This window comes from Arthrobacter sp. 35W (assembly GCF_000482545.1).
Taxonomy (GTDB): Bacteria; Actinomycetota; Actinomycetes; order Actinomycetales; family Micrococcaceae; genus Specibacter.
The window spans coordinates 1,456,134-1,482,223 of record NZ_KI519454.1; the positions used below are offsets into that span (position 1 = coordinate 1,456,134).

Below are 26,090 nucleotides of genomic sequence, written 5' to 3' on the forward strand. Positions count from 1 at the left end.
CACCAAGGAAGCACGATGCCCTCATATCTCGCCGGCCGCATCGGCCAGGCCCTGCTGGTCCTCTGGGCCGCGTTCACGCTCTCGTTCATCCTGCTGCAGGCGCTGCCCGGGGATGCGCTGCTGATCAAGTACCAAAACCCCGACATGGGCCTGAGCCCGGAGCAGATTGCCGAGATCCGGGCCTCCTATGGTGCGGACCAGTCGCTGGTTCTCCAGTACCTGCACACCCTGGGCAACTTCCTCACGGGCAATCTGGGCTACTCCGTCTCGGCCAGCGTGCCGGTGCTGGACCAGCTGGCCACCAATCTGCCGGCCACGGCGCGTCTGGCCGGGCTGGGGTTTGCCGCGGCCGTTCTGCTGGCCGTGGGCATCGCCGTGCTGGCCAACCTCGCCCGCTTCGCGTGGCTGCGGACGGCCATCGCCTCGCTGCCCTCCCTGTTCATCTCGGTGCCGGTGTTCTGGCTGGGCATCGTGCTGATCCAGGTTTTTTCGTTCCGGCTCAAGCTCATCCCGGTGATCAACCCGCCGGAGTGGCAGGGGCTGATTCTGCCGGTGCTCACCCTGGCCATCCCCATTTCGGCGCCGCTGGCCCAGGTGCTGCTGCGCAGCATGGACGATGTGCTCACCCAACCCTTCATCTCCGTGGCGAGGGCGCGCGGCGCATCGTTGCCGTGGATCCTCTGGCACCACGTGGCACGGAACGCGCTGCTGCCCACCTTGACCATCGCCGGCATCCTGTTCGGTGAACTGATTGGCGGTGCGGTGGTCACCGAGACGGTCTTTGGCCGCAGCGGACTGGGCCAGTTGACCCAGCAGGCCGTGGACAACCAGGACGCCTCCGTGCTTCAGGCCATCGTGGTGCTGGCAGCCGCCGTGTTTGTGGTGGTCAACCTCATCATTGACCTGATCTACCCCCTGGTGGACCCCCGCCTGAAGAAATCCTTGGGAGCGAACGCATGAGTGCCTCGACCACAACCCTGGACAGCCCACCCCCGGTCGTTGAATCCGGTGGGCGGGATGTGCGCCCGCTGTTGAGCCGGCTCCAGCCCGGACTCCTCATTGCCTGGCTGGTGGTGGCAGTGGTGCTGCTGTGGACGGTGCTGCCCGGCTGGTTCACCCAGTACAGCGGCACGGCCGGGATGGCGCGGGAGAAGCTGCTGCCCCCGGGCGGGGTGCATCTGCTGGGGACCGACGAGCTGGGCCGGGACCTGCTGGCCCGGATCATCCACGGCTCGGCCCAGTCCGTCACGGGTGCCTTCGTGGCCGTGGCCGTTGGACTGCTGCTCGGCACACTGCTGGGCCTGCTCGCCGGATCCCTTGGAGGAAGGGTCGACGCCGTGCTCATGCGCGGTGTGGACGTGCTGTTGTCCATTCCGGGGCTGCTGCTGTCGCTGAGCATCATCATCATTCTTGGCTTCGGCACCGTGAACGCCGCCATCGCCGTCGGAGTGGGGTCCGTGGCCGGCTTTGCCCGGCTGAGCCGCTCCGAGGTGATGCGGGTGCGCCGCAGCGACTATGTGGAGGCCGCCTTCGGCAGCGGCGGCACCTTCTCAAAGGTCTTGTGGCGGCATGTGCTGCCCAACTCGGCGGGGCCTGTCCTCGCCTTGGCGGCGCTGCAGTTCGGCACCGCCATCATGGCCATCTCCACCCTGGGCTTCCTGGGCTATGGGGCTCCGCCGCCCACGCCGGAATGGGGGCTGCTCATTGCGGAGGGGCGCAAGTACATCGCCACCTCCTGGTGGCTGACCACCTTCCCCGGCGCCGTCGTCGTCGTGGTGGTCCTGGCCGCCAACCGCATCAGCCGCTCGATTCGAAAGGGCTCATCGTGAGCATCATTGCACCTCCGCTTCCAACCCTTGGGGGGATCGGCGCGGCCACGGCCACGCCGGTGCTGGAACTGGAGAACCTCTCCGTGTCCTACCGGGACCACAGGCACCACTACAGCCGCGCCGTCCACGACGTGTCCCTGAGCATCGGCGCCGGGGAGGTGCTGGCGCTGGTGGGCGAATCCGGCTCCGGCAAATCCACCACGGCCCAGGCGGTGATCGGGCTGCTGGCCGGCAACGGGCGCGTCGACGGCGGAGCCATCCGCCTGCAGGGCACTGACATTGCCGGGTGGAGCCAGAAACGGCTGGAATCCGTCCGCGGGTCCAGGATCGGCCTGATTCCCCAGGACCCCACCAGCTCGTTGAACCCGGTCAAGACCATCGGAGCACAGGTGGGAGAGGCCCTGCGGCTGCACGGGAGGTTCAGCCGGAAGGAGCGACTCGAACATATATTCGAATTGCTCGCCAGGGTGGGACTGTCGCAGCCGGCACTGCGGGCGCGGCAGTATCCGCATGAACTCTCCGGCGGCATGAGGCAGCGCGCCCTGATTGCCGCAGCCATTGCACTGCGGCCCCAGCTGATCATTGCCGATGAGGCCACGAGCGCCCTGGATGTCACGGTGCAGAAGCGCATTCTGGACCTGATCGATGAGCTGCGCCGCGAGGAGGGCACGGCGGTGCTGTTTGTCACCCACGACCTGGGCGTTGCCGCGGACCGCTCCGACCGGCTGGTGGTGCTCCAAGGAGGAAGGATCCAGGAGGCGGGCAGAACCTCCGAGGTGCTGGCCAACCCGCGCAGCAGCTACACCCGGGCCCTGCTGGCCGACGCACCCTCGCTGGCGCTCGCCGCCAACGGCCCCTGGCGCTCGCCGGTGCAGTCTGCGACGGTCCACCCTGCGGGCGCCGCGCCGGCAGAGGCAGGAATTGTGGTGCGGGACCTGGTGCAGGAGTTCCGCACCGGCCCCCGCAACGCGCCGGTCTTCAAGGCCTTGGACAGCGTCAGCTTTGACGTGCCCGCCGGCACCACCCATGCGCTGGTGGGGGAGTCGGGATCCGGCAAGACCACCACGGTGCGGGCCCTCGTAGGCTTCCACAAGGCCACCTCGGGCAGCATCTCCATCGCCGGCACTGACGTGGGTTCCCTCGCCGGGGAGGAGCTGCGCCAGTTCCGCCGCACTGTCCAGCTGGTCCACCAAAACCCCTTCACCTCGCTGGACCCGCGGCAGAGCATCCGGCAGATCATCGAGGAACCGCTGCTGAACTTCGGCACCAGCGACCGCGCCGGACGGGCGGCCAGGATCGAGGGCCTGCTGGAGCGCGTCCGGCTGCCGCACGCGGTGTTGGCACGAAGCCCGCGCGAACTCTCCGGTGGGCAGCGCCAACGTGTGGCCATCGCCCGTGCCCTCGCACTGGATCCGAAGGTGCTGGTCCTTGACGAGGCGGTGTCGGCCCTGGACGTCACTGTGCAGGCACAGATCCTGGCCCTGTTGGAGGAACTCCAGCGTGAACTCGCCCTGACCTACGTCTTCATTTCCCACGACCTCGCCGTGGTGGCGCAGATTGCCGACACCGTATCGGTGATGAGCGCCGGCAGGGTGGTGGAGAGCGGCACCGTCAAGGATGTGTTCCTGTCCCCGCGGCACGAGTACACGCGTGAATTGATCGCCGCCATTCCGGGACAGCGCGGCGCCGTCGGCGTCCCGAAGGCCGAACGGCCGCCAGCCACGCACGCCACAGCACGCATCTCTCCAGCGATTCCCACGACAGCAAAGGCAGGACGCCGATGAGCGGCACGACGACGGGCAAGGGGATCGGCTTCTTCAGCCGCCTCTTGGACAACACGACACCCGGGGAACGGTATGCACTGGCCGCGGAACAGATCCGCCTCGCCGAGGACGTGGGCTTCGACGCCGCCTGGGTGGCGCAGCACCACTTCCACGGCAGCGAGGGCGGGCTCCCCTCGCCGCTGGTGTTCCTCGCCCATGTGGCGGCATCAACCTCCACCATCCGACTGGGGACAGGCATCATCACCCTGCCCCTGGAGGATCCGCTCCGTGTGGCGGAGGACGCCGCCGTGCTGGACCTGCTCTCCGGCGGACGGTTGGAGGTTGGCGTCGGCAGCGGAGGCACGCCGTCATCGTTCCTCGCCTTCGGGCTCGACGCCTCCGCGCGCCATGACGTCTACAACAGGCACCTGCAGGTGCTCAGGGACGCCTGGAGTGGCAAGACCCTTGGCTCCGCTGCCAACCAGCTCTATCCCGCGGCGCCCCAGCTGCTGGACCGGCTGTGGCAGGCGACCTTCTCCGCCGACGGCGGCCGGCGCGCAGGGGAGGCCGGGGACGGGCTGATGCTCTCACGCACACAGCCACGGCCGCCGGCCCGGCCGGACGCAACACTGGCCCAGCTGCAGGACCCCATCGTGGATGCCTACCTTGACGCACTGCCCCCGGGGAGGACCCCAAGGATCCTCGCCTCACGCACGCTGTTCGTTGCCCAGGACAGGCGCCAGGCCCTGCGCCTGGCCGGCCAAGGGCTGCGCCGGCAGGTGAAGGCCTTCGAGCGCCAGGGGCACGTCTTTACCGGGACCACCGTAGAGGAGCTGATGACAGCCTTCGACGCCCATGTGGGCACACCAGCGGACGTAGTGGAGTCCCTGGGGCGGGACACCGTGCTGGAGCGCGCCACCGACGTGTCCTTCCAGGTGCACTCCATCGACCCACCGCACGCGGACATCCTCCGCTCCATCGAACTGACGGCCGCCTCGGTGCTGCCCCAGCTGGGCTGGAACCACATCCCCGCGGCCGCCTAACACACCTCTTGCCATCAACCCTAAGGAACGCCATGACAACCACCATCGTCCACGACGCCGTCGACACGGCACTGGGCATCGAACCCGGCTCATACCTGGACAAACTCCGGAACAGACGCCCCACCACCCGGGAGAACGCCCAGGCCAGCCACGAGGCACTCTTCAACCCGGAGGATGACAGCGAAGTGACCCGCACCGAACGCCACGCACTCGCCGCCTTCATCGCACGGCTGCACGGTGACACCGCACTGGCCTCCCTCCACCGGGAGGGACTGCTGGCCTCCGACAGCGGCCCAGCCACCGGCACCGCGCTCGCCGACGCCATCGACCAGGCCGCCACGGCGGGAGCCACCAGCGGCCCCTACGGCCACTACAGGGAGGAGGGACCCCTGCAAGGGGAGAACACCCCCGGGCTGCGGTACGTGGTCCCCACGCCACTGGCGGCGGAGCTTGGCCCGCGCCTCACCGCAGCGCTGGAACACGCCCACCTGCTGGTCTTCCGCCCACGGGAGGCCTCACCCGAAGCCCTGGCCACCCTGCACAGGGCCGGCTGGAGCACGGACGCCATCGTGACCCTGTCCCAACTGGTCGCCTTCCTGGCCTTCCAACTGCGGGTGGCCGCCGGCCTGCGCGTGCTCTCCGACGTACAGGGGCAGACAAGCACTCACGACAAAGCCACAACAACCACAGGGGAGAACCACTCATGAGCGAAACCATCCTGACCTACCCCGGCCACGACCACCCCGCCGTCTTCACCCAGGCGGAACTGGACTGGCACCCCTGGCTGGCCCCACCCACAGAGGAAGACCTCACCGAACGGCAGCACGCCGGCCTCGTCGACAAGGGACGGGCAAAGAGCCCCTACTTCCGCCTGCTCGCCCGCGACCCAGACATCCTCGCCGCACGCACACGCACCGACAAGGACATCTTCTACAACGCCAAGGACGGCCTGCCCCGCGCCGAACGCGAGCTCGCCGCCGCGGCCACCTCCCGCATCAACGGCTGCATCTTCTGCGCCTCCGTCCACGCCCGCTTCGCCACCCACTACTCCGGCCGCGGCGAAGACATCGACACCCTCCTCGCCAAAGGAGCACAGGCGGACCTCGGCGGACGCTGGAACGCCATCGTCGACGCCTCAGCAGCGCTCGCAGCTACGCCGTCCCAGTTCTCCGCTGCCCATGTTGGGGCGCTGCGGGCGGAGGGGCTCGACGACGACGCCGTCTCGGACGTCATCCACGGCGCGGCCTTCTTCAATTGGGCCAACCGGCTGATGCTCTCGCTGGGGGAGCCGGAACTGCCGTCCGCCGCCTAGGCACGGATGCCCGCGGGGCCGGCCGGTGTGGCAGGCCCCGCGGGCATCCGTCTGTTCCTCCTACGCGAGCCCCTCGTCGGCCCTGCGCAGCGGGACGTCGTGGGCCTTTGCGGCTCCGGATTTCTGGGGCCGGGCCCCGCTGCGGGCGGCGCCGATGCCGGCCGCGACAACGAGCAGGATTCCTGCCACCGCACTGAAGCGGGGGACCTGGCCCAGAACCAAAAGACCAATGACGACGGCGATGGCCGGTTCCAGGCTCATCAGGGTTCCGAAGGCAGCCGCTGTCAGCCGGCGCAGCGCCAGCATTTCGAGGCTGAAGGGAACCACCGGCAGCAGCAGCGCCAGGCCGATGCCGGCCAGGAGCAGCTGCCAGTCGATGTGGGCGATGACGGCGGGCCCGGCCGCGAACGTGGCGACGACGGCGGCGACGGGAATCGAGACAGCCAGGGCCTGAAGGCCGGCCAGCTGGTCGCCGGCGCGCTGGGTCAGCAGGATGTAGCCCGCCCAGCAGGCCCCGGCGCCCAGCGCCATGAGCACCCCCAGGGGATCGGCCGCGCCATGCCAGGGCTCGGTGAGCAGCAGCACGCCCGCCGCGGCGGCGAAGGCCCACAACCGGGTCCGTCCCCGGCCGCGGACCACGGCCACCGTCAGCGGACCGAGGAATTCCAGGGCGCTGGCGGTTCCCAGGGGGATCCGCATGGACGAGGCCATGAAGAGCAGCGTCATGCCGCCGGTGGCGATCCCCAGCAGTACGCAGGTCACCAGGGCGGACCGGGTGAACTTGGTCCGCCAGGGGCGGGCAATGGCCACCAGGATGATGGCGGCCCACGCCAGACGGAGCCAGGCAGACCCCGCGGGGCCGATGGTCCCGGCCAGCCCCACGGACGCCGCCAGACCCACCTGGACGCACAGCATCGACGTAAGGGCCATGAAGGTGCCGGCGCGGGCGGGGTGGAGGGCTGAAGTCATAGTGCCAGTAGACAGGATCGGCGCTGTTCACGTCCACGTGACAATCCACAACAATTCGTTTAGGAATCCTGCACAATGGACTCCATGGAAACCCGAAGACTGGAGCTGCTGCTCGAGCTGTCCCGCGTTGGCTCGATGCGCGGTGCCGCCGAGGTGCTGGGCACCACCACCTCCACTGTGTCCCAGCAGATTGCCATGCTCACCCGGGAGATCGGCACACCGGTGGTGGAACCGGCCGGCAGGGGTGTTCGGCTGACACCCGCCGGACGCCGTCTGGCGGAGCATGCGCGGACCATCCTCGCGGCCGTCGAGGCCGCCCGTGCGGATCTGGACCCCGACGGCGAACCCGCCGGCACCGTCCGCGTGGCCGGCTTCGCCACGGCGATCCGGCGCAATCTGATGCCCATCGTGGCCGAGCTCGCCACCAGCCATCCCGAGGTGCAGGTCGTCGTCAATGAGCACGAGCCGGCCGAAGCCCTGGCCCAGTTGGCCGATGGCAGGATCGACCTCGCCCTGACTTACGACTACAACCTGGCACCCGCAGCATCTGACGCGGGTCTGGACTCCCTGCCGCTGTGGTCGACGCCGTGGAGCGTGGCGGTGCCGTCACATCAGGACGGCATTGCCCGCGGGGACGCCCTGACGGTGTTTAACGGCTTTCGCGGCCACGACTGGATTGGCAATTCCCGCAACCGCGCTGACGAGGATGTTCTGCGCGTCATTGGGTCCATGGCCGGCTATGAGCCGCACGTTCGACACCAGGCCGACAGCCTCGACCTCGTCGAGGACCTGATCCTCGCCGGAATGGGCATCGGCCTGCTCCCGGCGGACAGGCCAACCCAGCCCGGCATCACCCTGGTGCCCCTGACGAAGCCCGATGTACGGCTGCGGGCCTATGCCTGCACCCGCCGCGGCCGCGGCACCTGGCCCCCGCTGCAGCTGGTGCTGGACCGGCTCGCTGCCGGGAGCGGACGCTCTCCCTACCCTCCGGTCTGAGCCTTACACTCCACCTGCCTGTTCAGTCTGCCCGCACCGCGGACCAGGCGGAGAACGATCCCACATAGAGCGCGGATTCGATGCCCAGTGTGGCCAACGTGAGCACCTTGTGGGCGGCCAGCACCCCGGCGCCGCAGTACGCACCCACCGCTGCGGAACCATCGATCCCGGCCGCCGCCGCCCGCGCCCGGAGCGTAGGTTCCGGCAGCAGCAGCCCCTGGTCGCCGACGTCGGCGCTGCTGGGCAGGTTCAGTGCGCCGGGGATGTGGGCCGCCGGCCCCGCACCGAAGTGCGGCTCCTCCCGGGCGTCGAGCAGGATGCCGGCATCAGGCAGCGCGCCGGCCTGTGCGGTGGTGATGGTGGGCAGCTGCCCCGGCACCACTACGACGCTGCCCCGCGGGGAAGTGGGCGTCGGCTCCACGGTGGTGGGCAGGCCCTGGCGCACCCAGTGGGCGTAGCCGCCGTCGAGCACACGGACGCTGGCGACGCCGGCCCAGCGGAGCACCCACCAGCCGCGGGCCGCGGAGAGGCCGTTCCTGTTGTCGTAGACCACGACTGTGGAATCATCGTCCACGCCCAGAGCGCGCAACGAGGACTGCAGTGCGGCCGGAGCCGGCAGCGGCAGGGCGCCGTCGGCGGCCGGACGGTTGGCGCCCGGACCGGCGTCTGCCAACACCGAGGGCAGATGGACGTAGTGCGCGCCGGGGAGGTGCCCGGCGTCGAACTCCTGCCGCGGATCCGCCAACTGCGGGTGGAAGCGGATGTCGAGCACCAGCGGCGGGGCATCGCCGGTGAGCAGCCGGGCCAGTTCACCCGAGCCGATGATGTGCTGCCGGCGCAGCGAAGCGTCCGCAGGCGAGTTGCCTGCGGTGTCTGCCGGCCGGGCCTGGGCGGCCGTCACAGCGCCGCCACCCGTGCCTCGAACAGGTTCTCCGGCACGGGGAGCCGCAGGTGATCCCGCAGCGTGGTTCCCGTGTAGTACGGGCGGAACAGGCCGCGCGCCTTGAGCAGCGGGACCACGCCGCGGGTGAAGCGTTCAAACTGCTCGCCCAGATAGGGGGTGAGGATGTTGAAGCCGTCCACACCGCCGAGCTGGTGCCAGTTTTGGAGGTGGTTGGCCACGGTTTCAACGGTGCCCACGACGACGGCGTAGGGCACCAGATGGTTGACCAGCAGATCCCGCCACCGCACGGGGCGGCTCCCGCCGGGCGTCCGGCCCGAACGCTGCGCCGCCAGGTCCACCAGCCGCGCCCCGGCGTCGTTGAACCGGGCGGCAACCTCCGGGTCCACGTCGTCGTCCAGCCCGAACCGGCCCACCGGAAGGCCGACGACGTCCTCCAGCGCCGCCAGGGAGCGCCTAGCTGAGTCAAAGCCCTCGCGGCCGTCGGAGGGGCCGGGGGAGACAGACACCAGGGACAGCAGGGTGTCATGGATACTCCAGGCGTCCTCGAGGGTGTCACCGAGAATGGGCAGGACGGGCGTGACGATCCGCAAGGGTCCGCGGCCCTGTGCCGCCGCCCCCACCCGCAGGGCGTCTGTTGCCTGCCGGGCGGAGGCCAGCGGGCCCAGCCCCACCAGCGCGACATCGGCCCGGGACTGGACCAGTGCACGGGACCGCTCGGAGGTGCCGGCGTGCACCACCGGAACATGCCCCTGGAGCGGGCGCAGGACGTTCAGCGGGCCGGCCACGGGATGGTGGCGGCCTACAAAGTCCGCCTGGTGGAGCCGGGCAGGGTCGAGGTAGACCCCGCTGGCCTGGTCCGCCACGAGGGCGCCCTCACCCCAGCTGTCCCAGAGCAGCCGCAGGGCATCGATGAGCTCCTCGGCGGAGTCATAGCGCTGTTCATTGCCCCAATGCGCCTCACGGCCGTGGTTGGCGGCGGCCCGCGGCTCCGCACCCGTGACGATGTTCAGGCCCAGCCGGCCACCGCTCAGCCTGTCCACCGAGGCACTGATCCGCGCCAACGTGTACGCATCGGAGTAGGTGGCGTTCACTGTGGCAATGAGGCCGATGCGGGAGGTGACGCCGGCCAGAAAGGCCACGGCGCTCAGCGGTTCGATCCGCGCGGCCAGATAGGGATCCCGGAACTCCAGATCGGGCCCCGTGGCCAGCCAGTCGCCGAAGAAGATGTAGTCCAGGCCGGCGCGTTCGGCCTCAAGCGCCGTGGCCTTGATGACCTCCGTGTCATCGCGCGGGTCGTGGTGGGCGCCGGGATAGCGCCAGCCCGAGGGGTAGGCGCCCACCGCCCGGAACATCGCCCCGAGCACCATGGTGCCGGAGGTCTGCGTTGTCGAAGCATCGTGGATGGTCATGGTGTCCGCCGTGCGGAAGTGCTGGTCATGGTGCGAATCTAGGGGAGCCCGGGCGCCTTGTTCGAACCGGCCGTAGCGTGCTGTCACCGGGCTTCACCCGGCTTCACTGGACTTCACCCGGCGCAACACGGGCCGCCGTTCAGCGGCTGTGCCGCGTCCTGTGTCCCAGCACGGCGACGGCGGCTGTCAGCGCGGCGCCCAGCGCGATGGCGATGCTCATATGCGCCTGCATCAGCAGCGCACCGGCAGCTGCTCCGGCAAGGATGGCCGCTATGGCACCCGCCCGGCGGTTCCACAGCCGGTGGAAGAACCGGCCCTCGCCTGCCCCCAGAAAGGATTCCCCAGCGAGCGAGGTCAATGTGGACGTGACCACCACGGTGGTCATGTCCTTGACCCCCACCTTGCGGGCGATGCAGGCCTGGGAGCCCATCTGGGCGGCGATGAGGGCGGCCAGGGCCACAGCAAACGGCCCCTTGGGATGTCCTCCCGCCAGCGGCACGGCGGCGGCGATGCCGGCCAGGACGACGGCGCCGGCGGCCAGCAGCGCCGTCGTCCGCCGGGACCAGCCGTCCGGGGTGCCGCGCAGCAGCAGGCCGGCCAGCAGCGCGCCGCCGGCGAAGGCGAACAGGGCCAGCAGCGGACCTGCCACGGGCAGCCCGGTGCCACCCACCAGGCCCATGGCCAGGATGACGATGTTGCCCGTCATGTTCCCCGTGAAGACCTTGTCCAGGCCCAGGTAGCCGACGGCGTCCACCACTCCCGTGACAAAGGTCAGGGCCATCATGAGCCACAGCTGGAGGCTGGCGGCGTCGGGACTGAAGCGCCGGGCCCGCCCAGAGGACGGTTGAGCGGACGGCCCAACGGGGCCCTTCACGGTGTTGGTGGACATGGCGTGCCCCCCCCTTCTGCGGCCTTTGGCCGGCTCAACCCACCTGCCAGCCGCCGTCGAGAATGATGTGCTGGCCGGTGACATAGGAGCTCTGGTCGCTGGAGAGGTAGACGAACGCCTTGGCGACGTCGTCCACGGTGCCCAGGCTTCCCGAGGGGATGCGGGCGGTGAAGGCATCCTCCTCCTCGCCGACGCTGCGCCCGCTGGCGGCGGCCCGGTCCGCCAGCAGGCTCTCGATCATCGCGGTGCGGATCTGTCCCGGCGCGACGGCGTTGACCCGGATGCCATGTTCGGCCAGCTCCGCGGCCAGGCTCTGGGACAGGCCGATGATGCCGAACTTGGAGGCCGAATAGGCGGCATTGGTCCGCCCGCCCCGAACGCCGAACAGCGAAGAGGAGAAGACGATGGTGCCCTGGGCGCCGGAGTCCACCAGCCGCCGTCCAAAGGTGGCGGCGGTGTTGAACGCGCCGGACAGGTTCACGGAGATGACCGCATTCCATTCCGCAGCCGCCAGTTCCAGGGCGGGTTTGAGGACGAGGATGCCGGCATTGGCCACAATGGCATCGCAGACACCGAATGCGGCCCCCACCTCATCCGCCGCCCGTTCAACATCCGCGGGATCGGCCACGTTCATGGCGATGCCCAGGGTGCCGACGCCGTGCTCCGCGGCAATGTCCCCCGCCAGCCTCTGGGAGGCCGCCAGGTCCAGATCAGCAACCACCACGCGGGCCCCCTCCGCGGCGAAGCGGTGGGCGATGGCGGCACCGATGGCACCCACGGCCCCGGTGACCAGCGCCGTCCGCCCGGCGAGGACGCCGGCCGGCGCGCCAGCCTGCACGCTTGGGCGGCCCACGGGTGCCGGCGTCATCGGTGGCCCCCGCGGGGATGGCGGGCGGTGTTGGCGATGACCTGGTCGTGGCCGGGGACCAGCCGTACACCCCCGGCCGCCAGCGACACCAGGCGGTCCAGCGAGGATGACGCAGCGGCGGCATCCTCATCGGTGCCGCCGGCCCAGGACCCGCAGGGCACATGGTCAAGGAAGTTCTGCGCCAGGTCCGTCGCATCGGCAGTGAACAGCCAGCTGCCGGAATCCTCCAGATCAACCCGGAAGGACATGTGGCCCGGAGTGTGGCCGGGCGTGGCCACCGCGTGGACGCCCGGCGCCAGCTCCGCATCGCCGTCGAGCTCGCGCCAGACGGTCCCCGGCTCCGTCCAATCGGGTTCGAAGAACCCCTCGGCCACCCCCACGGCGCCGCTGCGGGCGAAGGCCAGCTCCCGGCGCTGGATGGCGACGGGCACCCCCGCCCGGGCCAAGGTGGGGATGCCGCCGGAATGGTCGATGTGCAGGTGGCTGACGGCGGCCAGGTGCAGATCCTCCGGTGCGAGGCCGTGCTCCGCCAGCGCCGTCGCCACGGGATCGCCGTCGAGGATCCAATTCCAGCCGGCCGCATCGGGGGGACGCGGCGCCAGCCGCCATTCGTGGTCCAGATTCGGTGCATCCCGGCCGGCGAGTTCATAGGCGGCCGTCGCTTCCGCGTCCTCGTGGGCGGCGCGGGACATCCCCGTGTCCAGCAGGACCCAGCCGGCGCTGGTCTCCACCAGGGCCCCCGTGAGGGGTTCCCAGTAGAGCTCCGGCGGGCCGCCGGCCAGGGACAGTGCCTTGGGCACGCGCTCGGCGCCGAACTGGAGCAGGAAGAGCCGCTTCGCGGTGCTCACCGGGCCTCTTCCACCACGAGTTCGGCGGGCTGGCTGCGCTTGGCGAGGACCAGGTAGACAGCGCCGGTGGCGAGCAGCCCGGGGATCCAGGAGAGGTCCGCGCCGCCAAACCAGGCGGCACCGGGGCCCTGGAACACGGCGTTGCTGACGAAGGGCAGGCAGACCAGCACCCCTGCGGCGTAGGCGGTCAGTGCCTTGTAGTTGACGCCGGCAATGGTCCAGGACGTGGCGTCGGAGTAGTAGACACCGCGCTTGTTGAAGAACCCTGCGACGTCGTAGTCGCCGTGCCGGACCCAGTAGTAGTCGATCAGGTTGATGGCACCCCAGGGCACGAAGGCGATCAGCAGGAAGGACAGGAAGATGCCGACGTTGGTGCTGAAATCGGCCGAGGCCGTCAGGGCGATCCAGAGGCCGATGGCGAAGGTGGGGATCAGCATCACGATGCGGACCACCACGGAGGCCGGGACCGGCCGGAAGGTGGTGATGGCGGTGATGAGGTTCAGCATGCCGCCGTAGAGGTTCAGGGCGTTGTTGCCGCCGATGGCGACGGCCGTGACGAGCAGGACGATGGCCACCACGGGACCGCCGCCGAAGAGCTGGCTGATCGAGGCGGAGATGTCGTTGGCATCGAACTGGACGGCGAGCATCACGCCGACCAGCTCGGTCCAGGTGGTCCCCAGAAAGGCGCCGGTGAAGGTCCAGCGGAAGGCATCGCGGGCCGGGGTGTCCTGGGGCAGGTAGCGGGAGTAGTCGGAGACATAGGGTGCATAGGTCAGCAGGAAGGTGGCCAGCAGGCCGAAGGCGGCGAAGAACGGCGCCGGCTCGAAGCCGGACATGGTCAGGTCAAAGCCGCCGTGCGCCAGGGAGGCGATGGTGACGATGACGACGGCGATGGCCAGCGGCCAAGCGCCCCACTTGGCGGCCGTGTGGATGGCCCGGTAGCCCACCAGCGCCAGCACGAGGCTCAGGAGCGCGATGAGGGCGATGGACAGCCCCAGGTCCAGGCCCGGGATGGCGGCGCTGACATACTGCCCGCCAATGACGGCGGTGGTGGCGAAGAAGCCCAGGAAGAGGAAGGCGGCCAGGGCCACGGGCAGGAGCGCACCGTAGAAGCCGAACTGGCCCCGGCTCTGGATCAGCTGCGGCACACCGAGGCGGGAGCCTTGGACCGAGTGGAGGGCCATGAACGCCCCGCCGGCAACATTGGCCAGCACCACCGCCACGATCGACCAGAACAGATTGTTGCCCAAGACCACGGCCAGGGCGCCGAAGAACGCGTTGCCCACGTTGAGGTTGGCGCTGAACCAGACGGGGAAGAGGTCGCGGGCCTTGCCATGCCGGTGTGCGGGGTCAATCACGTCCACGTGGTGGCTTTCCACGGCGGGCGCTGAAGTATCTCTAGACATTTCTTGGATCCTTTCGTCGCAGCAATCGGGATGAAATGAACGGGTAGAACAAGCGGGCCACCCCAACGGCGCCGTCCAGCATCTGAAACAGGAACACTAGTGCAGGCATTTGCCCGGAGCGGCTACATTGCGGCCACCCCCGCGGCGGACCGGCGGGCGGCGGCGCCGGCGAGGACGTCGTCGGCGCTGGAGCCGACCTGGGCCAGATAATTGACCGGGTCGGTGGCACCTTCGGTGTTGACCAGCAGCACCGTGGCGTCCGCCCGCAGCCCCAGCGCTTCGCGGTCCTGCGGATCCACGACGGCGAGCAGGGCGCCCAAGGCGGCGGCCCCGGACTCCCCGGCGGCGATCCCGCTGCCGGCCAGCAGGCGCATGGCCGCGTAGGCGGGCTCGTCATCGATGGCCAGGTAGTGGTCGGCGGCATTGGCCACGGTGGGCCAGGCCAGCATCGAGGGCAGGCCGCAGTTCAGGCCCGCCATGGTGGAGCGGTGCGGGCCGGGGGCCTCCGTGATGCCGCCGGACTGGGCCGAGCGCATCAGGCAGTTCGCCGCCACCGGTTCGACCACCACCGTCCGCGGCCGCTGGGCAGTTGTCCGCCGTGCACTCGTCCGCAGGGCACTGCCGGGGGAGCCGTAGTGGGCCAGGCCGGCGGCGGCAAAGGAGCCGACGCCGGCCTGCAGGGCCAGCACGCCGGGGCTGGGGCGGCTACTGCGCGCCAGCGCCTGGTCGATTTCCAGGAACAGGGTGGAGTAGCCGTGGACCACGTCCGACGGCGTCTGCACGTACCCCTCCCACGAGGTGTCGGAGATGACGAGCGAATCCCCGTCGGCCTCCTGGGCGGAGCGGGCGATGGCGTCGTCGTAGCTGCCCTCGACCACCTCCACTGTGGCACCTTCGGATTCGATGCTCCGGATCCTGGCCCCCGCCGTCCCGGCCGGGACGAAGATGGCACAGCCTAGGCCGAGCATGGCGGCCATCCGGGCCACGCCGCGGCCGTGGTTGCCGTCGGTGGCGGCGACGAGCCGGCGCCCGGAGGAGGCGGCGAGGTCCGTGCGCAGCTGGTTCAGCTGGGGTGCACCAGCTTCACCGTCCAGCCCGCCGTCCAGCCAATGCCGCTGGATGGCCCGCGCAGTGGCCCAGGAGGCGCCGAGCATCTTGAAGGAGGGCAGTCCCAGCCGGGAGGACTCATCCTTGACCAGCACCCTCGCCACGCCCAGGGCCTCGGCCACGGCGGGGCAGTCCCACAGGGGAGTGGGGCCGTAGCCGGGCAGCTGGGCATGGAAGGCCTGCGGGTTGCCGCCGCCGTGCAGCTGCGAGGGCAGCGTGGCCCGGGCCGGGTTGGGGGTGAACAAGGTGTAGGTCATGGTGTTTCCTTTCAGACGGCGGTGTAGCCGCCGTCGATGACCAGGGACTGTCCGGTGATGTAGGCCGCGGCGGGGGAGGCCAGGAAGAGCACGGCACCGGCGACATCCAGCGGGGCGCCCTGGCGGCCCAGCGGAATCCTGGACACCAGGGAGGCCAGGGCCTCCTTCGGGTTGGTCTGGTGCTCCCAGAAGGTGTCATTGAAGGGGGTGTCGATCCACCCCGGGCAGATGGCATTGACGGTGGTTCCGCCGGGGGCCAGCTCGTCGGCCAGGGCCCGCACCAGCCCCAGCAGGCCGGCCTTGGTCGCGTGGTAGGCGGGCATGCCCGCGTGGCCGCGCAGCGCTCCGGTGGAGGCGGTGACGATGATCCGGCCCCGGCCCGAGGCCCGCAGCGGCTCCGCTGCCGCCTGGGCTGCGAGGAAGGCGCCGCGGAGGTTGACCGCCGTGCTGCGGTCCCAGTCCGCCAGCGTCCACTCGGCCAGGGGTTTGGCGGTGAGAATGCCGGCGTTGTAGAAGAGCGTGTGCAGCTTGCCGCCGCCGAACCGGATGGCAGCCTCCACGGCCAGGGCCGGCCCGTCGGCGGTGGCCAGATCGCAGTCAAAGAACTCGGCACGGCCGGGCAGCTGCTCATCCACCAGCGCCTTGCCACCGCGCACATTGTGGTCGGCCACCAGCACGCCGTCGCCCTGCTGGCGCAGGGCCCGCACCACCGCGGCACCGATGCCACTGGCGCCGCCCAGGACGATGGCCGTGCTCACGGCGCCACCGCCAGACCGAGTGCGGCGGCAGCGGCCAGGGCCAGCTCTTCGTCCACGGTGGAGACCGTGCCGTTGACGCCCAGGGCGCCCAGCAGGGCGCCGTCGTCGTAGAGCGGCACACCTCCCGGGAAGACCACGGCCCGCCCGCCCAGCATTCCTGCGAGCCCCCAGTCGCTGCCGTCGGGGCGGGAGCTGGCTGCCCAGGCGCTGGTCGGGTGGCCGAAGGAAACGGCGGTGAAGGCCTTGTCCGTGGCCAGGGACAAGGCGCCCAGCTGCGCGCCGTCCATCCGGCCGGCGGCCACCAGATTCCCACCGCGGTCGACGACGGCGGCCGCCAGCTGCAGACCCCGCGCCCGGCAGTCCTCGTGGACCATGGCGATGAGGTCCAGGGCCGTCCGGGCGGACATGTCCGGCCCGTGGAGCAGGCTCACGACAGCCGCGCAATGGCGGTTCCGACGTCGACGGATTCTCCGGCGTCGACCAGCAGCTCGGCCACCAGGCCGCTGGCAGGAGCCTCGATCTCGGCGTCGACCTTTTCCGTTTCCACGGTGGCCACGGCCTGCCCCTCGGTGACGTGGTCTCCGACGGCGACGAGCCATTGAAGCAGCACGCCCTCCTGCATGGTCATGCCCCACTTCGGCATTGTGATGTCCATGGTTGTTCCCTTCTTGCTGACGTTGCTAGGAGAGTGTCTTGAGGATGGCGTTGAGGATGTCTGGTTCCTGCACCAGCACCCGCTTTTCCAGGGGCGGCGAGAAGGGGACCGGAACGTCCTCCCAGGCCACCCGCTGGGGTGCGGCCTTGAGCGTGTCGAAGCCGTTTTCGACCACCATCGCAGTGATCTCGCTGGCGGCCGAGCAGGTCAGCCGGGCGCTGTCCACCACCACCAGCCGGCCCGTCCGGCCGACGGATTCCAGGATCAGGCCCTTGTCCAGCGGCACCAGCGTGCGCGGGTCGAGAACCTCGACGGAGATGCCGTCCTTCTCCAGCGCCCGGGCCACCTTCAGCGCCTTGGGCACAGTGGCGCCGATGGCCACCACCGTCACATCAGTGCCGTGCTTCTTGATGTCGCCCACCCCCAGCGGGATGGCGTACGGCGCCTCGGGGACGTTCCCCTTGGTGCCGCCGAGGACAAAGTCCTGCAGATAGACCACCGGGTTCGGGTCCCGGATGGCGGAGAGCATCAGGCCCTTGGCGTCATAGGGGGTGGACGGCATGACGATCTTCAACCCGGCCACGTTCATCAGCATCGGGTGCAGATTTTCCGAGTGCTGGGCGGCGCCGGAGCCGCTGGGGCCGGTGGCGGCGAAGTAGACGATCGGCAGATCCACCTGGCCGCCGGACATGTAGCGCAGCTTCGCGGCCTGGTCGGCCAGCTGGTCCATGGCCACATAGAAGAAGGAGCCCACCATGAGGTCGACAACGGGCCGGAGCCCGACGGCGGCCGCCCCGACGCAGGCACCGACGAAGGTGGCCTCGGAGATGGGGGTGTTGCGGACCCTGTCGCGGCCAAAGTCCGCCGACAGCCCGCGGGTGGCGCCGATGACCGAGCGGTCAACGTCCTCCCCGATCACCACCACCCGCTCGTCCTCGGCCATGGCCGCGTGCAGGCCCTCCTTCATCGCGTTGATGAAGTAGGTGGGGCGTTCGATTGTCGCATTCATCGCATGCTTCCCTTCGGTGTGGCGGCAAAGAGGTCCTGGAGCGCTTCCTCTGGATCGGGGAAGGGGCTGGCCGCGGCGAACTCGACGGCGGCCTCGACGCCGGCGCTCTCCTCGGCGTCGATGGCGTCCCAGTCCGCCTGGCTGAGCACACCCTCCTCGACGAGGGTCCTGCCGTAGGCGGCAATCGGGTCCCGGCCACGCCATTCGTCCTGTTCGCTTTGCGGGCGGTAGTCGCCGGCAAAGGCCTCCTCGCCCTCGTTGTGGCCGTGCCAGCGGTAGGTGCGGGCCTCGATCAACGTGGGTCCGCCACCGGCCCGGGCCCGGGCGACGGCGCGGGCCGTCGCATCCCGCATGGCCTCGACGTCGTTGCCGTCCACCTGCTCGCCGGGGATCCCCATGGGGGTGCCGCGGTCCACAATCCGCCCCGCCGTCAGCTCGTGGGTGGGCGTCCACTCCGTGTAGCCGTTGTTCTCGCAGACAAACACCACCGGCAGATTCCAGATGGCGGCCAGGTTCATGGACTCGAAGAACACGCCCTGGTTGGAGGCGCCGTCGCCGAAGAAGACCACCGTCACCGAATCCCGGCCCAGCTGCTTGTCGCCCCACGCCGAGCCGGTCCCGATCGGGATGCCGCCGCCCACGATGCCGTTGGTGCCCATGATGCCCAGCTCGAAGCTGACGATGTGCATCGAGCCGCCCTTGCCCCGGCAGTAGCCATCGACGCGGCCGTAGAGCTCGGCCATCATCTTGTCGATGGAGGCGCCCTTGGCAATCAGGTGGCCATGTCCGCGGTGGGTGGAGGTGATCCGATCATCGGGGCGCAGGGCCGCGCAGACGCCCACGGCCACGGCCTCCTCGCCGAGATAGAGATGGACGAAGCCGGGCAGCTGCCCGCGTTTGAACAGCCAGGCCAGCTTTTCCTCGAAGCGGCGGATGCGGATCATCGTCCGAAGCATCGCCGTCTTTGCGGCGTCGGGGCCGGTTTGGTTCTCCACTTGCACTGGCTGAGTCGTCATTGGCTCGTCCTCACGTTGTCCCCGGGCTGCGGGGGTGGTGGCTGCTTGGACTTATGTATATTGTATAAAATATGAACATGTCAACGGGTGGGGAAGGAATTCCGGCCAGGGGGCACCACGGTGCGGCAGCCACGGGGCATCCACTGGCCACGCGCTCGGCACTGCGGATCCTCGCCGCGGGCGGAAGCGCCGTGGACGCGGCGATTGCGGCCCAGGCCGTGATTGCGGTGGTCATGCCGCACGCGGCCGGCCTCGGCGGCGACCTGCTGGCGCTGGTGCGCCAGGGCGATGGCAGCGTGCATGCGGTCAATGGCACCGGGTGCACCCCCGCCACGGCCCCCGGCCTCTATGCCACGGATGGTGGATCGTCGGTGACGGTGCCGGGCATCGTGGATGGCTGGTTTGTGCTGCACCGCCGCTGGGGGCGCCTGCCCCTGGAGGAGGTGTTCGGGGATGCGATTGCCTGCGCGGACACCGGATACGTGGTCGACGCCGGCCTGGCCGCGGCGGTCCGGGCCCAGCGGCACCGCATCACCCGGTACGGCGGGGCTGACTGGCCGCTGCTGGCAACGTCCGACGGCGGCCTGTGGCGCCAGCACGAGCTGGCCCGCCTGCTGGCCACACTGGCCGCGGACGGCCCCGGGGCGTTCTACGCGGGGCCCGCGGCGCAGGCGCTGGTCGACGCCGTCGGGCGCACCGGCGGCACCCTGGCGCTGAGTGATCTGGCCTCGCACCGCAGCGAGGAACCCGGCCCCGTCGAGACGCCGTGGAACGGTGGCAGGCTGCTGGTCCAGCCGCCTGCCTCCCAGGGCATCCTGCTGGCGATGGCGGCACGCTGGGTCGAGGACGCGTCTCCACTGCCAGCGGCGGGGCTGGACCACCTGCTGGTCGAGGCGACCGAGGCCGCCTTCGCCCACCGCTCGGACGCCGGAGGCGACCCCGCCGCCCTGCTGGATCGTGGGCTGGACGTGGACAGGGTCCGGGCCGGCGGGAGGGGCGGACCCCGGGCCTATCTACACACGGCAGGCGTCGCCGTCGCCGACAGCGGCGGCATGGTGGTCTCGTCGTTGGTCAGCGTCTTCGATGATTTCGGCTCGGCGGTCTTCGTCCCCGAGCTGGGCATCGTGCTGAACAACCGCGCGGCCGGATTCACGGACGGAGCCAATGCCGCCGGACCGGGACGGCGCCCCGTGCACACCCTGGCTCCGGCGATGCTGCTGGACGCCGGCGGGCACCCCCTGGCCCTGGCGACGCCGGGCGCCGATGGGCAGGTGCAGACAATCCTGCAGGTGCTGGCACGGATGCGCTGCGGCGGACTCAGCCTCCATGACGCGGTGGCCGCCCTGCGCTGGCGCAGCGAGGGTGGCCGGCTGTTGATCGAGGAGGGCCATCCTGCCACAGCCGACCTGGCCGGCCGCGGGCACGATGTGGTGCCCCGCACCGCCGGGGATGATGTGTTCGGCGCCGTCGTGGCGGCCGGACTGGATGCCGCCGGCCCCTATGCGGTGGGGGACTGGCGCCGCAATGTGGCGGAGGGAGCAGCATGAGAAGCATCGATGAAACAGAACACATCGGCACGGCGAAGACGGCGGCCGGTGAGGCCCCGGACGGCGGCGAAGACGTCTCTGCGTGGATCCGCGCCCAGGCGCAGGCGCGGCGCGAAGACCTCGTCCGGCTCTGCGCCGAGCTGGTCGCCGCGCGCAGCGTCAACCCCGACGGGGACACCCGCGCCGCCGCCGAGGTGGTCCGCGGATTCCTCGCCTCCCGCGGGCTCAACCCCCGGCTCGAGCGGCAGCTGGAGCACATGCCGTCGGTGCTGGCGGAGCTGGATTCCGGCCAGCCCGGCCCCCATCTTGTCCTCAACGTCCACCTGGACACGATGCCGCCGGGGGATGAATCCACCTGGTCGGTGCCCGTCTGGGACATGATCCGCCGGGACGGGCGGCTGTACGGCCTGGGCATGGGCAATATGAAGGGCGCCGTGGCGGCGATGCTGCACGCGGTGGACCTGCTGGCCCAGCTGCGCCACCACTGGAGCGGACGGATCACCTTCACCGCCGTCAGCGACGAGGTGGTGTTTGGCGACAATGGCGCGGCCTTCCTGCTGCGCCAGCATCCCGGACTCACCGGCAACGCGCTGCTCTGCGGCGAGGGTCCCGGCTACCGCCGCCTCGCCGTGGGCGAGAAGGGTGTGCTGTGGCTGGAGGTGGCGGCCACGGGGGAGGCGGGGCATTCCTCCGCGGTGCGCCAGGGCCGGTCCGCCGCGGCACGGATCGCCCGCGCCGCCACGGCCATCGACGGCCTCACGGGCCTGCGCGGCACCCTGCCTCCCGAACTGCAGGGCCTCGCCGGCGCCGGCCTGGAACTCACCGCCAACGTCGGCGTCCTGGCGGCCGGCAGCTTCATCGGCCAGATTGCCACCAGCGGCCGGCTCGAGGTGGACCTGCGCCTCCCACCGGGGATCACCGCCGACGCGGCCGAGGATCTGGTGCGGGCGGCCATCGGCGGCGACGGCCTGACCCTGCGGCGCATCAAGGGCTGGGACGCCAATGTGACGGACCCCGGGGACAGCCTGGTGCAGGCCTGGCGCCGCGGAGAGGTCCTGGCCGGACTGCCGGCGGCGGATCTGGCCATCCGGCTCCCCGCCAGCGACGCGAGCCGCTGGCGCCAACGCGGCATTCCAGCCCTCTGCTACGGCCCGCAGCCCACCCTCTCGGCGGGCATCGACGACTACGCCGTCGAAGATGAGGTGGTCAACTGTGCGGCCCTCTACGCCCTGGCCGCGTTATCCTACCTCCAGGGGAATCCGCCCCAGCGACCATCCATTCCCGCACCGCCCTTGATCGGAGACCTCCCATGACAACGTCCGGTGCACTGGGTGGACCATCGACCCTTCGGGCGGCTGTGGATTCAAGTTCGCTGCCCGCGCAGATCCACGAGGCCCTCGAGGAAGCCATCATCCACGGCGATCTGCCGCCCGGATCCAGGATCCGCCCCGACGACATCGCGGCGGCCCATGGGGTGAGCCGCATCCCCGTCCGCGAGGCCCTCAGCTCCCTTCACGAGGCAGGCTGGGTGGAGATGCGGCCGCGCTACGGCGTGTACGTGAAGGAACGCAACCACACCGAGCTGCAGGAGCTTTTTGAGGCGCGGGCCGCTCTTGAGGCCGAGATCGCCCGGCTGGCCGCCCTGCGCCACGACGCCGGGGATGCGGCAGCCCTGGGCCGGATTGTCGAGGCCACCAAGAAGGCGGCGGCCGACGGCGATGTGGAGGGATTGTCGCGGGCCAGCGTCGAGTTCAACGCGGCACTGCGTACGGCGGCCCGCAACTCCGTGCTCGCCGCCCTGTCGCTGGGCCTGGAGAAGCGTGCGCGTTTCTACTTCTTCCCGGTCTCGGGGATGCTGGGCAGCGAGTGGGGGCAGAAGCAGGCCCACCTCGCCGATGCAGTGGCCTCCGGGGATGGCGCCGAGGCCGCCGGTTCCGCACACCGCTACATGATCGAAACCGGCGAGGCCGTCTTCAAGCTGCTCGGACCGGAGTCGTTCAGCAGCTGAGGCTGCCTGCCGTCGAGTCGTTCGGCAGCGCGGGCGTTCTCAGCGGTGGTGCTGCTGCCGAAAGTGCGACGGCGGCAGGCCGACCCGCCGGGCGAACAGCCGGCTGAAGTAGGCGCCGTCGTCGTAGCCCACCAGCCGGGCGATGCGCTCGATGGGGTAGGCGGTGCCGGCCAGCAGCGCCTGCGCGCGGGACATCCGCAGCTGCAGGACAAATTCCTTGGGCCCCACTCCAGCGCCCGCCTGGACCGCCTCGCGCAGGGCCGAGGGTGTGAGCCCCAGCCTCGCCGCCTGCTGCGCCGCACTGAGCGACAGATAGGCCAGTTCCCGCAGCCGGCCCAGCAGGGCATCGGCGGCATCGATGGCCGGCTGGTGGCTGTGTCGGCCGGCGTCGAGCATGATCTGCTGGGCCGCGACGGAGGATTCCAGATCGCCTCTGGGCCCTTCCAGTGCCAGCGTCCGCCGCAATTCGGCAAAGCCCGACGGCGGGCGGTACCCGGCGGAGAGCGCTGCCAGGGGTTGGCTGCGGCTGAAGCAGCCCAGCTCCTCAAAGGCCCGGGCGCCCGGACCGGTGAAGAGCAGCCAGTGTTCCCGCCAGCCTTCCGGGCCCGGACCATAGCCGTGTTCGACGCCGGGAAAAATCCAAATCACCGCAGGAGCGGTTACAGTGTGGCGGACCCCGCCATAGAGGAGCCAGCCGCTCCCTTCCGAGACAATGACCAGGGCATGGCTGGGCAGCGTTCTGCGGGAAAACGAGGGCAACCGCCCCTCCTGCTCGCCGGCGCCCAGGGCCGCGACGCCCAATTCGTGCAGCGTCCGGGCGGGATTGCGGTACAGCGCCCACGGTTCCATTGCCGCTCCATCATGTCGAAGAAAAGTCCAAGCCAACGATACCGAAGTCCATTGGCCAGCGCCGCGGGGCACGGCAGTCTTGAACAATGATCACTTCCAATGGCTACGTCCTTGATGAATCCGAGCACCGGATGGGTGCCCTTGAGCCCGTCCCGGCGGCCGCGCGGGGAGACCGCGATGCCCTGTGGGGCCGGCTCCGGCGGGACGGCTACCTCTACCTCAAGGGCCAGCTGGCTGCGTCGATGGTCAACGAGTTCCGCCGCTACTACTTCCAGGCGCTGGAGGGGACCAATGTGACAGCCGCAGGGACGGACCCGGCCCTCGGGCTGGGGGCTCAGGAGGATGTGGACCGGGCCGCTCTGCGCCGGATCCTCTTCGAGACCATCGTCCCCGGCACGGAGTACCAGGCGCTGTGCGCCCATGAGGACATCGCGGGCTGGTTCGAGTGGTTCCTGGGCGACGATGTCCACCTGCACCGCCGCAAGATCATCCGGCACACCAAGGCGGGGGAGTCAGGCATCGGCACGGCAACCCAGGCCCACTACGACCTGGTCTACCTGCGCGACGGCAGCGACAGAGTGCTGTCCATGTGGATACCGCTGGGGGACTGCGCCGTGGAGCGCGGAGGCCTGGCCTACCTTGAGGGCAGCCACCACTGGGTGATGGCGCAGGAACGGAACGGGGAATTGGCCCGGCCGGCCGCCTCCATCACCGCCGATCTGCCGGGGCTGGCCGAGGAGCACGACGCGCGGTGGCTGGTCACGGACTACGAGGCCGGCGACGTCGTCGTCCATTCGGCGCACATCGTCCATGCCTCCACCGACAACCTGGATCAGGCCGGGGCGATGCGCCTGTCCACGGACATCCGCTACCAGCGGGCCAGCGAGCCCATCGACTGGCGCTGGCAGGAACATTGGCGGTACGACGACGGGCTCTAGGCCCGGGTGGTAGTCTCGGCCCCATACGGCTTGGTTGGAACTGGCTGAAGGTTGGGGTGCGTCATGTCGAATCTCCCACTATCGAAGCGGCGGAATACACCGTTGGTTCTCGGCGTCTGGCTGGCGGCCGCGCTGGCACTGGGCGGGTGCATCCCCGAAGATTCCGGCAGCCAGGGTCCGGCCAGTACCACCGGCGCAACCACGGCGCCCCTCATCACGGGGAACCCCGGGCTGGTGGCAGGTGTGCCCATTCCGGATGGCCAGATCGACGCGGCCGTCGCGAAGCTTCCCGACCTGGTGAAGTCCATCATGGCCTCCACCAACATCCCCGGGCTGTCGGTCGCCGTCGTCCACGAGGGGAAGACGGTGGCCGCCGCCGGCTACGGCGTCCGCAAGGTGGGGGAGGATGCCGCGGTGGATGCCGACACGGTGTTCCAGCTGGCCTCGCTCTCCAAATCCGTGGGGTCTACGGTGGTGGCCAGCGAGGTCGCGAAGGGCGCCGTCGCCTGGAACACTCCGCTGCAGGCCAACCTGCCCGGTTTCACCCTCTCGGATCCCTGGATCGGATCCCACGTGACCATTGCCGATATGTACACCCACCGCTCAGGACTCGGCGACCACGTGGGCGATGATCTGGAAGAGGTTGGCTTCGACCAGAGCCAGATCCTTTCCCGCCTGCAGTATGCGCCGCTGGATGGCTTCCGCACCATCGACCACTACACCAACTTCGGCCTCACCGCCGCGGCGGAATCGGTGGCGGCAGCCGCGAAGACGGATTGGGCCACCCTCTCCGAGCGCGACATCTACGCGCCGCTCGGCATGGCATCCACGAGTTCGCGCTTTGCCGATTTCATGGCCAGGCCCAACCGCGCCTCGGGGCACGTGCTGGTCGACGGCGCCTACCAGGCCAGGTACCAGCGCCAGCCGGATGCCCAATCACCTGCCGGCGGCGTGAGCTCCTCGGCCAACGACATGGCCAAATGGATGTCCATGGTGCTGGACGGCGGCAGTTTCAACGGCCAGCCGGTGGTGGATCCGGCGGCGCTGTCGCCGGCCTTGACCTCGCAGTTTGTCTCATCTCCGGCAACGTCACCCGACGCGCGGGCCAGTTACACCGGCTACGGCTTCAATGTCAGCAACCAGCCCACCGGCCGCACGATGCTCAGCCATTCGGGGGCCTTTGCCCTCGGCGCAGGGACCACCTTTGCGATGCTGCCCTCGGAAAAGCTGGGCATCGTGGTGCTCACCAATGCCGCGCCGCTGGGCGCGGCCGAGACCGTGGCGGCCAGCTTCATGGACCTGGTCCAGTACGGCGAGCCGCGCTTCGATTGGTTTGCCCTCTACAAGCCGGGCTTCGCAGCGATGGCGGCCCCCTTCGGCTCGCTGGTGGGCCAGACGGCACCCACGGCTCCGGCACCGGCCCTGCCCGATGCCGAGCTGGTGGGCAGCTACGCCAACAGCTACTTTGGCACCGCCGAGGTCACGGTGCGCGACGGCGGCCTGGCCGTGGTGCTGGGGCCGGCCGGCGTCGTCTATCCGCTGACCCACTGGGACGGCAACACCTTCAGCACTCCGCTGGCCAGTGAGAATGCCGAGCCCGGCTCCATCTCCAAGGTGGAGTTCACCGCCGGGGCGGACGGCCGCGCGTCGTCCCTGGTCTTTGAGTACTTCGACAAGGGCGGCCTCGGCACCTTCACCCGGTAGGGCCGC

Annotated in this window: 26 protein-coding genes; 12 read left to right on the top strand and 14 right to left on the bottom strand. The window is 70.1% G+C overall.

Annotated elements, in window-relative coordinates; all coding sequences use genetic code 11:
- The first annotated feature begins 15 nt into the window (after positions 1-15).
- From K254_RS0106250 to K254_RS0106275, 6 genes are read left to right on the top strand one after another with little or no spacing between them, the layout of a single operon-like run.
- Positions 16-960, top strand: coding sequence for an ABC transporter permease (locus K254_RS0106250; RefSeq protein WP_026554634.1), 945 nt, complete (start codon positions 16-18; stop codon positions 958-960).
- Positions 957-1,829, top strand: a complete 873-nt coding sequence (locus tag K254_RS22110) for an ABC transporter permease (RefSeq protein WP_196810887.1) — start codon at positions 957-959, stop codon at positions 1,827-1,829. The genes K254_RS0106250 and K254_RS22110 overlap by 4 nt, the downstream gene beginning before the upstream one ends.
- Entirely contained in the window at positions 1,826-3,613 is a 1,788-nt protein-coding gene (locus tag K254_RS22115) for a dipeptide ABC transporter ATP-binding protein (RefSeq protein WP_231391768.1), read from the top strand. The genes K254_RS22110 and K254_RS22115 overlap by 4 nt, the downstream gene beginning before the upstream one ends.
- On the top strand, positions 3,610-4,635 hold the full coding sequence (locus K254_RS0106265; RefSeq protein WP_026554635.1) for a putative FMN-dependent luciferase-like monooxygenase: 1,026 nt from the start codon (positions 3,610-3,612) through the stop codon (positions 4,633-4,635). The genes K254_RS22115 and K254_RS0106265 overlap by 4 nt, the downstream gene beginning before the upstream one ends.
- Positions 4,636-4,667: 32 nt before the next feature.
- Complete coding sequence (locus K254_RS22120) at positions 4,668-5,342, top strand: CMD domain protein (protein WP_051388917.1); 675 nt, start codon at positions 4,668-4,670, stop codon at positions 5,340-5,342.
- Positions 5,339-5,947: an alkylhydroperoxidase domain protein gene (locus K254_RS0106275; RefSeq protein WP_026554636.1), complete on the top strand. Its 609-nt coding sequence runs from the start codon at positions 5,339-5,341 to the stop codon at positions 5,945-5,947. Before K254_RS22120 ends, K254_RS0106275 begins: the two co-directional genes overlap by 4 nt.
- Before the next feature lie 60 nt (positions 5,948-6,007).
- Here the strand turns inward: K254_RS0106275 and K254_RS0106280 are convergent, their stop codons facing one another.
- Positions 6,008-6,916 (bottom strand): EamA family transporter, encoded by a 909-nt coding sequence (locus tag K254_RS0106280; RefSeq protein ID WP_051388918.1) that lies wholly within the window; start codon positions 6,914-6,916, stop codon positions 6,008-6,010.
- Positions 6,917-7,000: 84 nt separating this feature from the next.
- Between K254_RS0106280 and K254_RS0106285 the strand changes: the two genes are divergently transcribed.
- The gene (locus K254_RS0106285) at positions 7,001-7,912 is read left to right on the top strand and encodes a LysR family transcriptional regulator (protein ID WP_026554638.1); all 912 of its coding nucleotides are present in this window, start codon (positions 7,001-7,003) and stop codon (positions 7,910-7,912) included.
- Positions 7,913-7,934: 22 nt separating this feature from the next.
- On the opposite strand, the gene K254_RS0106290 is transcribed toward K254_RS0106285, so the two are convergent.
- The 12 genes from K254_RS0106290 to K254_RS0106345 form a co-directional block, all read right to left on the bottom strand.
- Positions 7,935-8,813: a sulfurtransferase gene (locus K254_RS0106290; protein WP_155848466.1), complete on the bottom strand. Its 879-nt coding sequence runs from the start codon at positions 8,811-8,813 to the stop codon at positions 7,935-7,937.
- Positions 8,810-10,225, bottom strand: coding sequence for an NtaA/DmoA family FMN-dependent monooxygenase (locus K254_RS0106295; RefSeq protein ID WP_051388919.1), 1,416 nt, complete (start codon positions 10,223-10,225; stop codon positions 8,810-8,812). The genes K254_RS0106290 and K254_RS0106295 overlap by 4 nt, the downstream gene beginning before the upstream one ends.
- Positions 10,226-10,364: 139 nt before the next feature.
- Positions 10,365-11,114, bottom strand: coding sequence for a YoaK family protein (locus K254_RS22125; RefSeq protein WP_081709937.1), 750 nt, complete (start codon positions 11,112-11,114; stop codon positions 10,365-10,367).
- A 34-nt stretch (positions 11,115-11,148) separates the two neighbouring features.
- On the bottom strand, positions 11,149-11,982 hold the full coding sequence (locus K254_RS0106305; RefSeq protein WP_081709938.1) for an SDR family NAD(P)-dependent oxidoreductase: 834 nt from the start codon (positions 11,980-11,982) through the stop codon (positions 11,149-11,151).
- Positions 11,979-12,830, bottom strand: coding sequence for an N-acyl homoserine lactonase family protein (locus tag K254_RS22130; protein WP_051388920.1), 852 nt, complete (start codon positions 12,828-12,830; stop codon positions 11,979-11,981). Before K254_RS22130 ends, K254_RS0106305 begins: the two co-directional genes overlap by 4 nt.
- Entirely contained in the window at positions 12,827-14,236 is a 1,410-nt protein-coding gene (locus K254_RS22135; RefSeq protein WP_035749063.1) for a purine-cytosine permease family protein, read from the bottom strand. Before K254_RS22135 ends, K254_RS22130 begins: the two co-directional genes overlap by 4 nt.
- Positions 14,237-14,358: 122 nt before the next feature.
- Positions 14,359-15,600, bottom strand: a complete 1,242-nt coding sequence (locus K254_RS22140) for a diaminopropionate ammonia-lyase (protein ID WP_051388922.1) — start codon at positions 15,598-15,600, stop codon at positions 14,359-14,361.
- Between the two features lie 11 nt (positions 15,601-15,611).
- Entirely contained in the window at positions 15,612-16,358 is a 747-nt protein-coding gene (locus K254_RS0106325) for an SDR family NAD(P)-dependent oxidoreductase (protein WP_026554642.1), read from the bottom strand.
- Positions 16,355-16,789: a GlcG/HbpS family heme-binding protein gene (locus K254_RS22145; protein WP_051388923.1), complete on the bottom strand. Its 435-nt coding sequence runs from the start codon at positions 16,787-16,789 to the stop codon at positions 16,355-16,357. The genes K254_RS0106325 and K254_RS22145 overlap by 4 nt, the downstream gene beginning before the upstream one ends.
- The gene (locus K254_RS0106335; protein WP_026554643.1) at positions 16,786-17,013 is read right to left on the bottom strand and encodes a lipoyl domain-containing protein; all 228 of its coding nucleotides are present in this window, start codon (positions 17,011-17,013) and stop codon (positions 16,786-16,788) included. Before K254_RS0106335 ends, K254_RS22145 begins: the two co-directional genes overlap by 4 nt.
- Positions 17,014-17,038: 25 nt before the next feature.
- Positions 17,039-18,022, bottom strand: a complete 984-nt coding sequence (locus K254_RS0106340) for an alpha-ketoacid dehydrogenase subunit beta (protein WP_051388924.1) — start codon at positions 18,020-18,022, stop codon at positions 17,039-17,041.
- Positions 18,019-19,017 (bottom strand): thiamine pyrophosphate-dependent dehydrogenase E1 component subunit alpha, encoded by a 999-nt coding sequence (locus K254_RS0106345; RefSeq protein ID WP_231391769.1) that lies wholly within the window; start codon positions 19,015-19,017, stop codon positions 18,019-18,021. The genes K254_RS0106340 and K254_RS0106345 overlap by 4 nt, the downstream gene beginning before the upstream one ends.
- 98 nt (positions 19,018-19,115) lie before the next feature.
- Between K254_RS0106345 and K254_RS0106350 the strand changes: the two genes are divergently transcribed.
- The 3 genes from K254_RS0106350 to K254_RS22155 are packed head-to-tail and all read left to right on the top strand — an operon-like array spanning position 19,116 to position 22,593.
- The gene (locus tag K254_RS0106350; RefSeq protein ID WP_026554646.1) at positions 19,116-20,585 is read left to right on the top strand and encodes a gamma-glutamyltransferase; all 1,470 of its coding nucleotides are present in this window, start codon (positions 19,116-19,118) and stop codon (positions 20,583-20,585) included.
- Complete coding sequence (locus K254_RS22150) at positions 20,582-21,898, top strand: M20/M25/M40 family metallo-hydrolase (protein ID WP_051388926.1); 1,317 nt, start codon at positions 20,582-20,584, stop codon at positions 21,896-21,898. Before K254_RS0106350 ends, K254_RS22150 begins: the two co-directional genes overlap by 4 nt.
- Positions 21,895-22,593 (top strand): GntR family transcriptional regulator, encoded by a 699-nt coding sequence (locus tag K254_RS22155; protein WP_081709939.1) that lies wholly within the window; start codon positions 21,895-21,897, stop codon positions 22,591-22,593. Before K254_RS22150 ends, K254_RS22155 begins: the two co-directional genes overlap by 4 nt.
- Before the next feature lie 39 nt (positions 22,594-22,632).
- Here the strand turns inward: K254_RS22155 and K254_RS0106365 are convergent, their stop codons facing one another.
- Complete coding sequence (locus tag K254_RS0106365) at positions 22,633-23,442, bottom strand: helix-turn-helix domain-containing protein (protein WP_051388928.1); 810 nt, start codon at positions 23,440-23,442, stop codon at positions 22,633-22,635.
- A gap of 86 nt (positions 23,443-23,528) precedes the next feature.
- Here K254_RS0106365 and K254_RS0106370 point away from each other — a divergent pair, with 86 nt between their 5' ends.
- Positions 23,529-24,380, top strand: coding sequence for a phytanoyl-CoA dioxygenase family protein (locus K254_RS0106370; protein WP_026554648.1), 852 nt, complete (start codon positions 23,529-23,531; stop codon positions 24,378-24,380).
- Between the two features lie 63 nt (positions 24,381-24,443).
- On the top strand, positions 24,444-26,084 hold the full coding sequence (locus tag K254_RS0106375; RefSeq protein ID WP_035749064.1) for a serine hydrolase: 1,641 nt from the start codon (positions 24,444-24,446) through the stop codon (positions 26,082-26,084).
- Positions 26,085-26,090: the final 6 nt, after the last annotated feature.

Bases quoted from the DNA above. Each gene is read 5' to 3' on its own strand.
- K254_RS0106365 (WP_051388928.1), bottom strand. From the start codon at position 23,442: ATGGAACCGTGGGCGCTGTACCGCAATCCCGCCCGGACGCTGCACGAA.
- K254_RS0106295 (WP_051388919.1), bottom strand. From the start codon at position 10,225: ATGACCATCCACGATGCTTCGACAACGCAGACCTCCGGCACCATGGTG.
- K254_RS22125 (WP_081709937.1), bottom strand. From the start codon at position 11,114: ATGTCCACCAACACCGTGAAGGGCCCCGTTGGGCCGTCCGCTCAACCG.
- K254_RS0106370 (WP_026554648.1), top strand. From the start codon at position 23,529: ATGATCACTTCCAATGGCTACGTCCTTGATGAATCCGAGCACCGGATG.
- K254_RS0106265 (WP_026554635.1), top strand. From the start codon at position 3,610: ATGAGCGGCACGACGACGGGCAAGGGGATCGGCTTCTTCAGCCGCCTC.
- K254_RS22155 (WP_081709939.1), top strand. From the start codon at position 21,895: ATGACAACGTCCGGTGCACTGGGTGGACCATCGACCCTTCGGGCGGCT.
- K254_RS0106285 (WP_026554638.1), top strand. From the start codon at position 7,001: ATGGAAACCCGAAGACTGGAGCTGCTGCTCGAGCTGTCCCGCGTTGGC.
- K254_RS0106350 (WP_026554646.1), top strand. From the start codon at position 19,116: ATGTCAACGGGTGGGGAAGGAATTCCGGCCAGGGGGCACCACGGTGCG.
- K254_RS0106305 (WP_081709938.1), bottom strand. From the start codon at position 11,982: ATGACGCCGGCACCCGTGGGCCGCCCAAGCGTGCAGGCTGGCGCGCCG.
- K254_RS22110 (WP_196810887.1), top strand. From the start codon at position 957: ATGAGTGCCTCGACCACAACCCTGGACAGCCCACCCCCGGTCGTTGAA.
- K254_RS0106275 (WP_026554636.1), top strand. From the start codon at position 5,339: ATGAGCGAAACCATCCTGACCTACCCCGGCCACGACCACCCCGCCGTC.
- K254_RS22140 (WP_051388922.1), bottom strand. From the start codon at position 15,600: ATGACCTACACCTTGTTCACCCCCAACCCGGCCCGGGCCACGCTGCCC.
- K254_RS0106250 (WP_026554634.1), top strand. From the start codon at position 16: ATGCCCTCATATCTCGCCGGCCGCATCGGCCAGGCCCTGCTGGTCCTC.
- K254_RS0106280 (WP_051388918.1), bottom strand. From the start codon at position 6,916: ATGACTTCAGCCCTCCACCCCGCCCGCGCCGGCACCTTCATGGCCCTT.
- K254_RS22135 (WP_035749063.1), bottom strand. From the start codon at position 14,236: ATGTCTAGAGATACTTCAGCGCCCGCCGTGGAAAGCCACCACGTGGAC.
- K254_RS22150 (WP_051388926.1), top strand. From the start codon at position 20,582: ATGAGAAGCATCGATGAAACAGAACACATCGGCACGGCGAAGACGGCG.
- K254_RS0106340 (WP_051388924.1), bottom strand. From the start codon at position 18,022: ATGAATGCGACAATCGAACGCCCCACCTACTTCATCAACGCGATGAAG.
- K254_RS0106335 (WP_026554643.1), bottom strand. From the start codon at position 17,013: ATGGACATCACAATGCCGAAGTGGGGCATGACCATGCAGGAGGGCGTG.
- K254_RS22120 (WP_051388917.1), top strand. From the start codon at position 4,668: ATGACAACCACCATCGTCCACGACGCCGTCGACACGGCACTGGGCATC.
- K254_RS0106375 (WP_035749064.1), top strand. From the start codon at position 24,444: ATGTCGAATCTCCCACTATCGAAGCGGCGGAATACACCGTTGGTTCTC.